Origin of the sequence: Exiguobacterium sp. FSL W8-0210 (genome assembly GCF_038006045.1) — a bacterium.
Classification (GTDB): Bacteria; Bacillota; Bacilli; order Exiguobacteriales; family Exiguobacteriaceae; genus Exiguobacterium_A.
Genome location: NZ_JBBOUK010000001.1, coordinates 1,086,538 through 1,100,796, shown reverse-complemented (window position 1 = coordinate 1,100,796; position 14,259 = coordinate 1,086,538). Strand labels below are relative to the sequence as shown.

Genomic DNA, 14,259 nt, shown 5'->3' with positions numbered 1-14,259 from the left:
TTAGTAGCCGCAACCGCCGCTTTTGTTTTCTGCTTCCATGCCGCTACCTGTCTTACCTGCAAGAACATCTCCGTCCGTCGCTTCGATGATTTGATCCGTAATCCCGTTCGAGATCGTCACCGTGATGTATTGGAGAAGTCCGTTGACTTCTTCTTGCGTTTCTTGGAACTGTTGGACGACAGGCATCTCATCGAGCTCAGCGAACAATTTATCGAGCTTCGCTTCGACACGTGCGAGTGCTTCTGTTTTGCCGTAATGCTGGCAGTTGACTGCCTCTTTTTGAAGGAACTTGATTTGTTTCATCATCTTTTGGACTTTTTCATTCCCATTGATGTTGGCTTCTGCCGCTTTGAATCGTTCTACTTCCGGTGTCTCTGAAATCATTTTGGCGATTTCATTGGCTTTTTCGATGATTTGTTCATCTGTATACATCCACATTCGTCCCCTCTATCGTTAGCGAACACGTCGCTTCCCTTAGCATTTCTGAACGATTCCTCGTTCTATCGCATTCATTATACCGTTCTGACGATAGAGTGACAAGAATAGTTCCTTATTCAATCGAACGCCATAATAGATAGGCGGCGTGACTGCGGACAGGGGCAAATTCCTCCGCCAGTCGCGTCGCTTCTTCCACCGTCGGTCGGTAACCGAGCAACCGTTCGAAAGCCCGTAAAATCCCGATGTCCGATGCCGGAAACAAATCCGGACGACCGTACCCGAACATCAGGACGTTTTGGACCGTCCATGGTCCAACGCCTTTCAGTGCAATCAACGTCTCAGCGATTTCTGCGTCGTCGGCTGACGTCAATGCATCATAATCAATCGCTGCTGTTGCTACCCCGAGTAGATAATCGACTTTACGTCCTGATAGTTGCAGAGCGAGCAAGTCCTCGCGACGCGCTGCCGCTAGTTGGCGCGGTGTCGGCGGTAGGATGATTCCATCCTTGACCGTTCCGAATGTCCGAAAGACACGTTCCGTCAACGTATGCGCAAACGACAGATTGATTTGTTGATGGATGATCGAACGAATCAAGGCCGTGAACGGTGAATGATCAAGAACGAGCCGTTCGTCGCCGAACTGTTCGACGATCGCATGTAACGACGTCGTCTTGAGATGCTGCGCAGGATTCGGCTCACTGAGTCGAAAGCGCCGATTGAGTTGCGTCAGCACCGCTGCTTGCGGTCCTGAACCGTCAATCCGTAACGTATAACCGTCGATGGCTTCCATCATCGTGATATATGCCTGATCGTTGATGAAGACCGGAACGACGAGTCGCCCATCCTGTTCGATTTGTAACGGGTCTTCCGTCAAACGAGATACGATTCCTTTAAAATCCAATGCTTCCGACAACGTCAGATCATATGTCCACCGGCTCATCCGACGAACACCTTGATCGCACCGAGAATCAAACCGATGATGAATCCACACAATGCCCCGTTGACCCGAATCCACTGCAAGTCACTGCCGACCTTATCCTCGATCATATGAATCAGTGTCTCGGTATCGAACCGATTTAAGTTCTCGCGCACGAGTCCGCCGATTTTTTGGTGATTTTGTTCGACGAAACGCACGAGTTGCTCCTTCATCCACTGATCACTGCTATCCTTGAACGTCGGATGCTGTTCCCAGTCGTCTAAAGCGCGCGAAAGCATCGGCATCGCCCGTTCCGTCCAGAAAGCGTCTGACGTCAAATAGCGTTCGAGCTCGATCAGACCAGCGTCATAGGCACGTTCAATGACCGGAACGAAGTCAAACCGGTCGACCTCACTTGCCTTCCAAGCATCGATTTTCGCGAGACGCTCTTCATCAATCGACAACTGTGCCAGGTTACGACGCAGATGATCGAGAATCGCGAGTCGATTTGGATGATGGACGTGTCGCATATCTTGAATGACCGTCAACAAGACGCCTTGAATGACCAGACTGAGTTTTTCTTCCGAATAGACTTTTTGGACGGTTCGCGCCGTCACCCGCAAAAACGTATTCTTTTCTTGGTCAATCATTGCCGTATAAGCAAGGCGGCCGATCTGATCGCGAATGATCGGATCTTCGAGAAGACGTTGGCCGTAATCGAGTAACTGATCCATCAGCCACTCGTCGAGTCGACGTTCCTCATTCAACTCCATCGCCCGGACCGCCAGCCGTTTGGACGGATACGCTTTGATCGTCTCCGTCACCCGTGTATTCGCAAACTCAAGAATTGCCTCTTTCGGTAGTTTCCGAATCAAACCCTTCAACAGCTCGGTGACGGTTGCTCGAAAGGCAGGTAAGACCAGAATCGAACGTAAAATTTTGATGACACGATCTGCAAGCGTCATATGTTGCAGCTTCGCAACGATACTTTCTTTGTTCAGTAAATCCGTCTCGAGCATATGAACAATCGATTCGATGACCCGTTCCCGATTTTTCGGCAATAGGTTCGTATGGGGAATCTTTAATCCAAGCGGGTGACGAAACAGCGCCGTGATCGCGAACCAGTCGGCAATCCCACCGACGAGTCCGGCTTCAAAACCACTCTGGAGCCAAAAGACCCACGCATTTTCTTTAAATGGCAATGAGACGACGAATCCGACCGCCATGAAAATCAACGAAACGGTTGCAAGCCGCCGTGTCGATGTTTTAGGTTGTTCAAATGATGACACATCGTTTCCTCCTTCAACTGAGTCACTTATCTACCTTACGAACGGGACAAGGATTAGGTTTCGACACGAAAGAGCCCCAGTCATCGACTGGGACTCCCTATGTACTTAAAACGTGTATTCACCAAAACGGTCGCCATCCCATGTCGCGGTTGCCGTTGAGACAAAATAGACCAGTCCGTTGCCGAATGTATTTTCCATTAATGAAACGAGTTGTTGACCATTCGTCTGCTCGACGAACGCTAATCGGACTTCTTCTTTCCCTTGATAAATCCGTTCGTAGACACTTAAACCGCGTGCATTGAGAAACGTACGCGCCGACTCGAATTGAATCGGACCGACTTCAGGTCGTCGTTCCTGAATGAACGACTGACATTTTTGTTCGAATGTCTCCATGGTTCTTCACTCCTTCTCTCTTTTTGTTCATGGATATCATGTTCCCGACTCTTCCTCATCATAATCCTCAAATGTGAAAAAAGCGACAGATGCGTCGCTTCTTTCATCAGTTTACGACGATTTCTCACAATCTGACTCCAAACTGTCGGGCAGCATGGATCGCAGACGTCGTCGCACCGATCGTTCCAGCACCCGGAAAGATGGTATCGCCGATTGCAAAGAAATGATCGACACCTGTTCGAAACGGTGCCGCGAATAGGAGACTCGTACTCGGACGTTGCGGATATCCACCGACTCCACCATCCGGGCGGAACGTATAGCGGACCCATGCACCTGGTCCACCCGGATGGCGTTCGATTGCCTGTTGACTAAAACCCGGAAACTGCTGTTCGAGAATGGCTTCGAAGATCGCCGACATCGTCTCGACTTGTCCGTCGTAACGTTTGCGGTTCGTCTTATCAAACGTACCAATCGGAACATGGCATGACATCGTCAGCGTCCGCTGACCAACTGGTGCACGTAATCGATCATCCGGACGGGACAGCGAGATGAAGGCATGACCTGAAGTTAAGGACGTATCATGAACTTGCCGGAATGCTTCGTCAGACAAAATGAGCGCCTCTGGAATCGCCGCATAATACGTAAAGGTCGCCCATTGCTGTAATTTTTCCTGTCGTCGGTACGTTCGTCGTAATGTTCGTCGCATATCCATGCTGACGACTTCTCGGATGCCTTCAAGCGGAACCGCACAGATGACAGTATCAGCAATCATCAAGCGTCCTCGGCGATCCTCGATCAAAAATCCATCTGATGTCTTTCGGATCGACGTGACTTTCCGTCCAAGGAGACAGGTTGCCCCGCTCGCCTCTGCTGTCTCTTTCAATTGCTCAGCCAGTCGGTACAAGCCGCCCGGAACATAATAGGCACCTTCATGATAAATCGATAAGGCGACGGCTCCTAGTAAAGCTGAGGCCTCCTGCCCAGTCTGCATGCTGTCGAGCAAGATCCCGTCGATCACTTGTGCGAACAACGTATCCGCTAGTTCATGTTTTCGTAACAGATGACCAATCGTCAGCGGAAAATACGGTAAAAGGACGACACTTTTCGCATGTCGGACTAACCGCCGGACGTCTGCTGGATCTTGAAGTGGTAATGCTGGAAGTTCTGCCATTAGCGGACGAATCACCTCGTAAATCTGCTCGATTTCTGCAAAGAAAGCCTGAATCGACGATGCCTGCTCTGGAAAATGTGATGTCAATTCGGTTAGAAACGCAGCACGATCCTGATAATAATGAATCGTCCGTCCTGCGATGCGAATCGTCATGACGACGTCGAGCGACTCGACCTGATACGTCACTCCAAGATGATTAAGAACACGATCGTGAATACCACCGGGCTCAAACCCCATTCCGAGTGTCGCCCCTACTGGATACGTCAGGTCCCGGCGCGTGAACTTCCCGGCTGATCCCCCCCATTCACGGCTTCCTTCAAGGACGGTAACAGTATGTCCTTCTTGTGCGATCAGAGCCGCAGCCGTTAAACCTGCAATTCCTCCGCCGACGATGACGACGTGTTTCATGATGATTCCTCCTCCGTGACCCGATTTTCTTTAAATAGGAAATTGCGGATTTCGCGGAAGACCGGCTCCCGGCGATGAATCGTGAAGTGATCATATTTATACGATTTTGTCTGGATATTATCCGTGTAGTTCTCGAGTGCAAAGGAACTCTTTAACGAAATCATATTGAAATCGCCTCCTTTGGCACCAAACGAATAGACGAGTACATCGCGTGGCCATGTCTCGAGCCGCTTAGTTAAATTGTTCATCGCTGGTGAGCCCTTCGCGAGATCACGAATGGCGGGACTGTTCGTATTCGTGCCAAGCGGTGCGAGCGTCAACCCGAGTTTTGCGTAATCGGAACCGGCGATCGGTGAGTCGAGCGTCACGACTTTTCGGACGTGATACGGCATCTCTTCTTGGACCGTATAGGCGACGACATCCACACCACCCATGCTGTGACCGACGAGCTGGATATCGGAAAAGGTCACTTTTTGTTTCGCATCATACGCAGCAATCGCTGCATTCAACCACTTTTGTTGATCGGCAAGGCTCGCCTCGTCGTCTGCAAAGACGATTCGGACAAGCGGGTAGCCGGTCGGCGAGGGTGTGACGCTACAAGTCGCTTTTCCGGAACGAGTCACGTCACATCGACCACCATCATCGGCGACTTTTTTATTCGTGAAGTTTTGAATCATCGGCACGAACGTCCGCTCCGTCCCGAATAGCCCGTGGACGAGGAACGTCGGTACGATTTCACTCTTTCCTTGTGTGACGATCTGACGCGTTGGTGGCGGCGCACTCGACGTATCCTCCGCGAACACCCACCACGCGCCTCCCCCAACGATCAAACAGACGAGGAGCGAGATACTAATCGTCTTCAACTGTTGCCGGCGCAAACGGCGGACACGGTGAAAGACCCAGTAGAGCAATAATCCGACACCGATTAATAACACGATACCCGTAATGATCCAACCTGTCGGATTCGGTACATACGCAATCAACTGTAGCTGGTTGGCTTTCGTTCCGTATAATTTCCATGACACATCATGATAATTCGACCAGTCGATCTTTTCTCCGTTTTGGAGACCGATCACTTTCGGACCGTGGAGTTTGATCTCGATATCGGCTTGACGGATATACCGGTCGGCGAGTTTCTTAACCTGTCCCGTCGGTTGATAGCCTTTGATATTCAAACGATCGATACTGAGATCGATGTTCGTATCCAGTCGATACGTATCGAACCAAAATCCGTCCGATTTTTTCATGTCGAACTTCGTATCAGGTGGAATGAGAATCCCTCCGATACCTGTCTTCCATTCCTCCTTGATCGACGTCATGTCCTTGAAGTTCGCGAATGTCTTCTGCATCCGGATCCCTTCATAGTCATCCTTCGTCTTGAACGTTTTCGCCGCATAGCCGTTCTTTTCTGCCTGTTTGACATAACTATTCCAATTCGGATTTAGGTTCAGTAAACGCGCTACTGGGTGTTCCTTTGCGGCATATGTCGTTTTTAAGGTGACACTCTGATCGGTATGAATCGTCGCATCATATTGGATGCGAATACACCCCCCAAGGAGCAGCGTCAGCATCAAAAATGAGAGCAAAATCCCTTTCTTCTTCGTACTCATCAGGTCACATCCTTTCCTCATCTGTTATTCCCTATCTCGCAAAAGTAAAAACGGTCGACGTTGATTCTTTCGTCATGACGCACTTCAGGCAGCGGATCGCTGATCCGCTGCCTGAAAGTATGCGGACGCATTTCGTCCGTGATCGATATCAACCGATCAAGTTTAATTCACGACCGACTTTTTCGAACGCTGCAAGAGCCGTCGTTAAATCTTCACGCGTATGTTCCGCCGTCACGATCGTCCGGACACGTGCTTTTCCTTTTGCGACCGTCGGGAAGGCGATGCCTTGAGCGAAGACACCTTCTTGACGGAGGCGATCCGACAATTCGTGGCAACGTGCTTCATCCCCGACGATGACCGGTGTGATCGGAGTCGTCGACGTGCCGATGTCGAATCCAAGATCCCGGAGTCCTTGTTTGAAGAATTCCGTGTTTTCCCACAGACGTTCGAAAAGTACCGTTTCTTCTTCCATAACGCGGAGTGCTTCGCGGTTCGCTTCGACGACCGCTGGTGGATGTGATGTCGAGAACAAGAACGGACGTCCTTTATGGATCAGATAATCTTTGACGTGCTGTTCACACGCGACGTATCCGCCAAGGACACCGATGGCTTTTGAGAGCGTACCAACTTGAAGAGCAACACGTCCGTCAAGACCGAAGTGATTGACCGTACCGCGTCCCGCTTTCCCAAGCACACCTGACGCATGAGCGTCATCGACCATGACGAGTGCGTCATAACGCTCGGCTAATTCAACGATTTCTGGAAGTGGTGCGATGTTTCCGTCCATCGAGAAGACACCGTCCGTGACGATAAGGCGCGTCCGCGCGTCTTGTGTTTCTTGTAAGGCCGCTTCAAGATCCGCCAAGTCGACGTGTTTATAGATCCGGCGTTTCGCTTTCGTCAGACGAATCCCGTCGATGATCGAAGCGTGGTTCAACTCATCCGAGATGACGACGTCTTCCGGACCGAGCAGTGCCGATAAGACACCTAAATTCGTGGCGAATCCAGACTGGAAGACGAGTGCTGCTTCCGTGTGCTTGAATGTCGCAAGTTCCCGTTCGAATGCTTGGTGCATATCGAGTGTCCCGGCAATCGTCCGAACCGATCCTGTTCCAGCACCGAACGTGCGCGCTGCTTCCGCTGCTTGTTCAGCAAGACGTGGATGTGCGGCGAGTCCGAGGTAGTTGTTCGACGACAGTTGAATGAGTTCCTTACCATTGATCGTCACGCGGTTATGTTGCGCGCTCTCAAGTGCTACGAGGTTGCGGAACGTGCCCGCCTGTTTCATCTCTTCTAGTTCTGTCCGTAAGTGTTCAAATCCCATTAATTCGTCCCCCTTGGTTGTAATACGACTTTCCCGCATTTCCCTTGACGCATCAATTCAAATCCTTCTTCGAACCGCTCTAGCGGCAACGTGTGTGTAATTAACGGTCGGACATCGACTTTTCCGCTCGATAAGAAAGCAGAAACCTGGCTCCATGTCTCGTACATCTTCCGACCCGTGATGCCTTGAACCCGGACACCTTTGAAGACGACATGGTTCGTCAAATCGATTTCGACCGGTTTGACCGGCAGACTGAGGATGTTGACGTCTCCACCTGCTGTCACCATCTCGAAGGCTTGACGAATCGCAACCGGATGACCACTCATCTCACAGACGACATCAATTCCATCCCCGTCCGTCATGCGCTCGATCCGCTCCAAGACATCGTCATGACGTGAATCTATGACGACATCCGCCCCCATCGTCCGTGCGAGTTCAAGACGATATGGATTGACGTCGATTGCGACGACTTCCGCCGCACCGACTGCTTTTGCGACCGAAACTGCCATCAGACCAATCGGACCACAACCGACGATTGCGACCGTTTTCGCGCTGACATCGCTCGCGAGTACCGTATGGACGGCATTGCCCATTGGCTCTTGAATCGAAGCGATCCCTGCTGGCATATCTTCCGGGTTGACCCAAAGGTTTTCTTCCGGCATGACGACGTATTCCGCAAAACAACCTTGTGTATCGACACCGATGATCTTCGTGTTCTTACAGATATGATATTGACCACGAAGACATTGTTTACATTGATGACAGACGATATGCGTCTCCGCCGAGACACGGTCACCGAGCTTCAAGCGTTTCGTGCCTTCTCCAAGCTCGACGACTTCGCCCGAGAACTCGTGACCGAAGACATACGGCGGATTGACACGCGAGGCTGCCCACGCATCCCACTCATAGATATGCACGTCCGTTCCACAGATCGATGTTGCCTCGACTCGAATCAAGACTTCCCCACGACTCGGTACGGGTACCGATACTTCTTTCAGTGCCGCACCGAATCCGCGCTCTTCTTTGACGAGTGCACGCATCGTTTTCGTCGTTGCCGTCTCTTCTACCGTCGTTACTAATTTCGTCATCTTTCCCCGACTCCTTCGCGGAAGTTCGCGTTTATGTATATGTGGCGAACTTCCAAATGTTTAGCATCCCCAAAAAACCAAACACATCTTTCCTCTATCTTACATGAATTCTGCCGCTAGTTTACCGAATGTTTCTTCGTTTAGCTCAAGATCCGCATATGCGAGACCTGATTCTTGATAGCCGTCGATTTGTGACTGGTAATCAGGACGTGTTTCATCCTGATAAATCAATCCCATGACGAGTCCGTCGTGAGCATGAACGGTCTGTTTTGCAAGATCCAAGTTCGACGGATCGTATCCTTCGATGTCGGACAGCTTCGTCAAGTTCTGTTTGAACCAATCGTACGTATTGACCTTGTTGAACGTGACACACGGACTGAAGACGTTGATGAACGCAAACCCCTTATGTGCCGTCGCTTGCTCGATCAGTTGCGTCAAGCCCTTCAAATCGTTCGAGAAGCTTTGGGCAACGAACGTCGCACCAGCCGTCAAGGCGAGTTCAACCGGTGAAACACTCTTTTCGATCGACCCTTTTGGCGTCGATTTCGTCTTGAATCCAGGTGCAGAAGTAGGTGATGTCTGTCCTTTCGTCAAGCCGTAAATCTGATTGTCCATGACGATGTACGTCATGTCGACATTGCGCTTGAATGCATGAATCGTATGTCCCATGCCGATCGCAAATCCATCACCGTCGCCACCAGACGCGATGACTGTCAATTCGCGGTTCGCCATCTTAACACCTTGGGCGATCGGAAGGGATCGTCCATGAACGCCGTGGAAGCCATACGTATTGATATAACCGGAAATCCGACCAGAACAGCCGATCCCGGAAATCAATGCCAACTCTTCTGGCTCGAGACCGACGTTCGCGACAGCACGCTGAATCGCTGCTTGAATCGAGAAGTCTCCACACCCTGGACACCAGTTTGGTTTGACATCATTTCTAAAATCCTTAAAGGTTGCCATGATATACCCCTCCTACGACCTGCTCGACGACCTCTGCTGGGTAGAACGGGTCGCCATTGAATTTCAGGATATGCTCGATCTTCGATGCATGTCCACAGTTCATCTGGATCAGCTTCGCCAGTTGTCCCGTTGCGTTGTACTCGACGACGATGACTCGTTTGGCCCGCTCTAAGTGCGGCGTGACGAGCTCACTTGGGAACGGATGGACTTGACGGATATGCAAGTGATCAACCTTGATTCCTTGTGCTTCGAGTCGTGGCATGATCTCTTCGATCGTTCCACGTGTCGAGTTGAAACCGACGAATAAGATATCCGGTTCTGCATGATGCTCCGTTACGAGAACGGCATCCTGTAAGCGGAACGTGTTCAGCTTACGAAGTCGCTTCGTCATTTGATCGACCCGGTTCTTCGTCGCTTCCGACGGACGCCCTTCCTCATTGTGCTCAACACCCGTTACGTGGTGAATCCCGTGCTTGACGCCTGGAATGACACGTGGGCTGATTCCATCTTCCGTCACTTCGTAGCGTTTGAAGTACGCTTTTCCTTCAAGTTCCGGTAAGTCTTCCTGGATCAACTTTCCGCGACGGATTTCAACGCGTGACATATCCGGTGGCTCGACCGATTGTTTTCCGAGCGACAGCATCAAATCCGTCAATAGAATGACAGGACACTGGTATTCCTCTGCGATATTGAATGCTTCTGCTGCATCGTAGAACGCTTCTTCGACCGTTGACGGTGCCAAAACGACCTTCGGAATCTCACCATGTGTACTATAGATCATCGCCATCAAGTCCGACTGTTCCTGTTTCGTTGGTAGACCTGTTGACGGACCACCCCGTTGTGTATCGACGATGACGAGCGGTGTTTCCGTCATCCCGGATAATCCGATCGCTTCCGCCATTAGTGACAATCCTGGACCAGCAGACGCCGTCAAAGCACGGACACCTGCGTAGTTGGCACCAATTGCCATCGTGACCGCTGCCAGTTCGTCTTCCGTCTGGACGACCGTTCCACCGAACTGCGGTAATTTCTTGATTAAGTATTCCATGATCTCAGATGATGGTGTGATCGGGTAAGCTGCCATCAGACGCGCTCCACCGGCAATCGCGCCAAGAGCAATTGCATCGTTTCCAATCATGAACATCCGTTGTTTTCCGTCAGCCGGTTCCAAGACGAACCGTTCGCCCTCTCCTGCAAGAGCTTCAAACGCTGCTGCTCCTTCACGAATCGCTGCTAAGTTCTTCTCGACCATATCTGGACCTTTTCGTCCGAAAATCTGTTCGACGACGGCTTGGAAACGCTCTGGTGCAATGCCGAGAATCGCACTCGATGCACCAATCGCGACCATGTTCTTCATCAAGGCCGTACCGAGATCAGCTGCGATCTCCGTAAATGGAATCGCATACAAGGAAGCGCGTGCTTCGTCCGGATTCGTCGGATTGAATTTTGCATCCGCGATGATGATGGCACCTTGACGCAATTCATGGAAGTTGACGTCGATCGTCTCTTGATCGAACGCGACCAAAATATCGAGATCATCGGAAATCGTCCGGACTTCCTGTGTTGCGACACGAATCTTATTATTCGTATGTCCTCCCTTGATACGTGACGAAAAGTGACGGTAGCCATACAGGTAATAGCCGAGTCGATTCAAGGCAATCGCAAAGATTTCGCCTGTTGATTCGATCCCTTCTCCCTGCTGACCGCCAACTTTCCATGATAACTGATTATACATCGACGTTCGCTCCTTCTCTGTCCCCTGAAATGATAGTTCTCTCTATCCTCCCTCATGATACCGATTTACCGGAAGTAGTACAATGCTCCCTCGGTGGAAAGGTGAGAAAAATTCGAAGACGCAGCAAAAAGACCATCTACTCCAGTCGAGTAAATGGTCTACTTGTAAATATAGGACCTATGTCCAATTCATCATCGTGGTTCGATGATGAGTTTGATGGCGGTTCTTTCTTCTCCATCAATTAAAATGTCTGTGAAGGCTGGGATACAAATCAAATCGATGCCAGAAGGCGCCACGAATCCGCGTGCGATGGCGACGGCTTTGACAGATTGATTGAGCGCTCCCGCACCAATGGCCTGAATCTCGACGGAACCTCTCTCTCGAATGACACCCGCGAGTGCACCTGCTACCGCGTTTGGATTCGACTTAGCTGATACTTTCAGGACGTCCATGCGTGTACCTCCCCATCCAGAAATGGCAATCAGTCGAAGAATACTGACTGATCCGTCAGATGAATCCGTTCAATCTTCGTTGCTTTTTTGGTTGTGTCATCGATATGAATCAAGACTCCATTAAGTTGTTCCCGTCCTTCGGCAACTTCAAACCGCGTTGGGAGCTGTGTCTTAAATTTTCGTAGGACATCTTCCTGACGCATCCCGAGCACACCGTTCAGCGGACCTGTCATCCCGACATCCGTGATATAAGCCGTTCCTCCGTCAAGAACACGCTCATCTGCTGTCTGGACGTGCGTATGTGTGCCAACGACAGCTTGTACACGACCATCGAGGTGATAACCCATCGCGATTTTTTCACTCGTTGCTTCCGCATGGACATCAACGAAGATCGCATCGACTTTTCCTTCGACTTCCGCAATCAGTTCATCAACGGTACGGAACGGGTCACCGAGAGGTGGTAAGAAGACCGTTCCTTGGACGTTGATGACGGCAATCTTTTTATTGCCTGCCTTGACGATCATCATCCCACGACCTGGTGTGCCTTCCGGATAGTTCGCAGGACGGATGATCCGGTCCGCGTCGTCAATCCAGTCAAAGATGTCACGGTTATCAAACGTATGGTTCCCCATCGTGATGCCGTGGAATCCGAGTTCGAGGAATTGATGATAGATCGACTTCGTGATACCGCGTCCGTGTGCTGCATTTTCACCGTTGACGAGCATGACGTTCGGATTGTATTTCGCTTTCAAGCGTGCTGTGAATTGTTGCAGGATATGTCGACCGGGTGCACCGACGACGTCTCCGACGAATAAAATCTTCATTGCTGTTCCTCCGTTCATTAAAAAAAGTGGCGGTCGCCCGCCACTCCACTTATTTCGCGTATTCGACTGCTCGCGTTTCCCGAATGACCGTGACCTTGATGTGTCCCGGATAATCGAGTTCTTCTTCGATTTTTTTCCGGATGTCACTCGCCATCTTGTGAGCCAGTACATCATCGACGACGTCAGGTCGAACGATGATGCGGACTTCACGACCCGCTTGGATCGCAAATGATTTTTCGACACCGTCGAACGATTCCGAGATTTCCTCGAGGCGTTCGAGACGGCGGATATAACTTTCGAGTGTCTCTTGACGTGCACCTGGACGAGCAGCAGATAATGCATCCGCAGCTGCGACCAAGACGGAAATGACAGATGTCGCTTCCGTATCCCCGTGGTGGGACGCGATCGCGTTGATGACGGTTGGATGCTCTTTATACTTCGTACCGAGCTCGACTCCGATCTCAACGTGACTGCCTTCGACTTCGTGGTCGATCGCTTTCCCGATATCATGCAGAAGACCCGCACGCTTCGCAAGCGTGACATCTTCTCCAAGTTCAGCTGCCATCATACCTGCAAGGTGGGCAACCTCAAGTGAGTGATACAGGACGTTCTGTCCGTAACTCGTACGGTACTTCAAGCGACCGAGAATTTTGACAAGGTCCGGATGAATGCCGTGGATTCCGACATCATACGTCGCTTCTTCCCCGATTTCTCGAATCCGCTCGTCGACTTCACGACGGGATTTGTCGACCATCTCTTCAATACGGGCCGGGTGAATCCGACCATCCTGAACCAATTTCTCGAGCGCCATTTTAGCGACTTCGCGACGAATTGGGTCAAAACCAGACAAAATGACGGCTTCCGGCGTATCATCGATGATCAAGTCGATCCCAGTCAAGGTCTCGAGCGTACGGATGTTGCGGCCTTCCCGTCCGATGATCCGACCTTTCATCTCATCGTTCGGCAAGTTGACGACCGATACAGTCGTCTCTGCGATATGTTCAGCGGCGAACCGTTGAATCGCAAGTGACAAGATGTTACGTGCTTTCTTGTCGGCTTCTTCTTTTGCTTTTTGTTCGATTTCTTTTTGAAGAATGGCTGCGTCGTGTAAAGCAGCCTGTTTCGTCTCATCCATGATGATCGTTCTTGCCTCGTCTTGCGATAAATTCGCGACGCGGACAAGCTCTTGACGTCCCTGTTCATACAGGTCCTCTACTTTGCGCTCTAGTTCTTCAGCTTGATGCTTCCGTTTCGCGATCTCTGCATCACGTGTATTGATTTGATCTTCCTTACGGTCGATAGCGTCAACACGGCGATCGAGTGTCTCTTCTTTCTGGAGCAACCGGGCTTCTTGTTTCGCTAGCTCTTGGCGACGTTCACGCAATTCTTTTTCCACTTCGTTACGAAGTTTGAATGCTTCATCTTTCGCTTCGAGTACTGCTTCTTTTTTCGTTGCCTCAGCCGATTCACGCGCACGTTCAACGATTTTGTTCGCTTCCGTTTCTGCGCCTTGAATTTTCGCTTCTGCAATCGATTTCCGCAAGAAGTAGCCTACGATGAATGCGATCAGCAAAGTGAGGAGAAGTATGACAATCCAAGTCAGTGTACTCATGGGTTCACCTCCCCTTTGCAAGGTGTTTCTTAG

Annotated in this window: 13 protein-coding genes; all 13 read right to left on the bottom strand. The window is 50.7% G+C overall.

Annotated elements, in window-relative coordinates:
- The 13 genes from MKY22_RS05675 to rny all read right to left on the bottom strand — a co-directional run bounded on the left by MKY22_RS05675 (position 1) and on the right by rny (position 14,226).
- The gene (locus MKY22_RS05675; RefSeq protein ID WP_023467714.1) at positions 1-438 is read right to left on the bottom strand and encodes a RicAFT regulatory complex protein RicA family protein; all 438 of its coding nucleotides are present in this window, start codon (positions 436-438) and stop codon (positions 1-3) included.
- A gap of 112 nt (positions 439-550) precedes the next feature.
- Positions 551-1,378 carry a DNA-3-methyladenine glycosylase family protein gene (locus tag MKY22_RS05670; RefSeq protein WP_341087291.1) on the bottom strand — a complete coding sequence of 276 codons (828 nt, stop codon included), beginning with the start codon at positions 1,376-1,378 and terminating at the stop codon, positions 551-553.
- Positions 1,375-2,643, bottom strand: coding sequence for a DUF445 domain-containing protein (locus tag MKY22_RS05665; RefSeq protein WP_341087289.1), 1,269 nt, complete (start codon positions 2,641-2,643; stop codon positions 1,375-1,377). Before MKY22_RS05665 ends, MKY22_RS05670 begins: the two co-directional genes overlap by 4 nt.
- A 105-nt stretch (positions 2,644-2,748) precedes the next feature.
- On the bottom strand, positions 2,749-3,036 hold the full coding sequence (locus MKY22_RS05660) for a hypothetical protein (RefSeq protein ID WP_029341204.1): 288 nt from the start codon (positions 3,034-3,036) through the stop codon (positions 2,749-2,751).
- 124 nt (positions 3,037-3,160) lie between these two features.
- The gene (locus tag MKY22_RS05655) at positions 3,161-4,615 is read right to left on the bottom strand and encodes a phytoene desaturase family protein (protein WP_341087285.1); all 1,455 of its coding nucleotides are present in this window, start codon (positions 4,613-4,615) and stop codon (positions 3,161-3,163) included.
- Complete coding sequence (locus MKY22_RS05650; protein WP_414654383.1) at positions 4,612-6,228, bottom strand: alpha/beta hydrolase; 1,617 nt, start codon at positions 6,226-6,228, stop codon at positions 4,612-4,614. Before MKY22_RS05650 ends, MKY22_RS05655 begins: the two co-directional genes overlap by 4 nt.
- Before the next feature lie 145 nt (positions 6,229-6,373).
- A complete protein-coding gene (locus tag MKY22_RS05645; RefSeq protein WP_341087283.1) occupies positions 6,374-7,549 on the bottom strand; it encodes a glycine C-acetyltransferase in 1,176 nt (391 codons plus the stop codon).
- On the bottom strand, positions 7,549-8,637 hold the full coding sequence (gene tdh / locus MKY22_RS05640; protein ID WP_290776304.1) for an L-threonine 3-dehydrogenase: 1,089 nt from the start codon (positions 8,635-8,637) through the stop codon (positions 7,549-7,551). Before tdh ends, MKY22_RS05645 begins: the two co-directional genes overlap by 1 nt.
- A gap of 99 nt (positions 8,638-8,736) precedes the next feature.
- On the bottom strand, positions 8,737-9,603 hold the full coding sequence (locus MKY22_RS05635; RefSeq protein ID WP_023467707.1) for a 2-oxoacid:ferredoxin oxidoreductase subunit beta: 867 nt from the start codon (positions 9,601-9,603) through the stop codon (positions 8,737-8,739).
- Positions 9,590-11,338, bottom strand: coding sequence for a 2-oxoacid:acceptor oxidoreductase subunit alpha (locus MKY22_RS05630; protein ID WP_035398188.1), 1,749 nt, complete (start codon positions 11,336-11,338; stop codon positions 9,590-9,592). Before MKY22_RS05630 ends, MKY22_RS05635 begins: the two co-directional genes overlap by 14 nt.
- A 191-nt stretch (positions 11,339-11,529) precedes the next feature.
- Entirely contained in the window at positions 11,530-11,790 is a 261-nt protein-coding gene (locus MKY22_RS05625) for a stage V sporulation protein S (RefSeq protein ID WP_023467705.1), read from the bottom strand.
- A gap of 29 nt (positions 11,791-11,819) precedes the next feature.
- Positions 11,820-12,614: a TIGR00282 family metallophosphoesterase gene (locus tag MKY22_RS05620; protein ID WP_035408850.1), complete on the bottom strand. Its 795-nt coding sequence runs from the start codon at positions 12,612-12,614 to the stop codon at positions 11,820-11,822.
- A gap of 49 nt (positions 12,615-12,663) precedes the next feature.
- Positions 12,664-14,226 carry a ribonuclease Y gene (gene rny, locus MKY22_RS05615; protein WP_023467703.1) on the bottom strand — a complete coding sequence of 521 codons (1,563 nt, stop codon included), beginning with the start codon at positions 14,224-14,226 and terminating at the stop codon, positions 12,664-12,666.
- Positions 14,227-14,259: the final 33 nt, after the last annotated feature.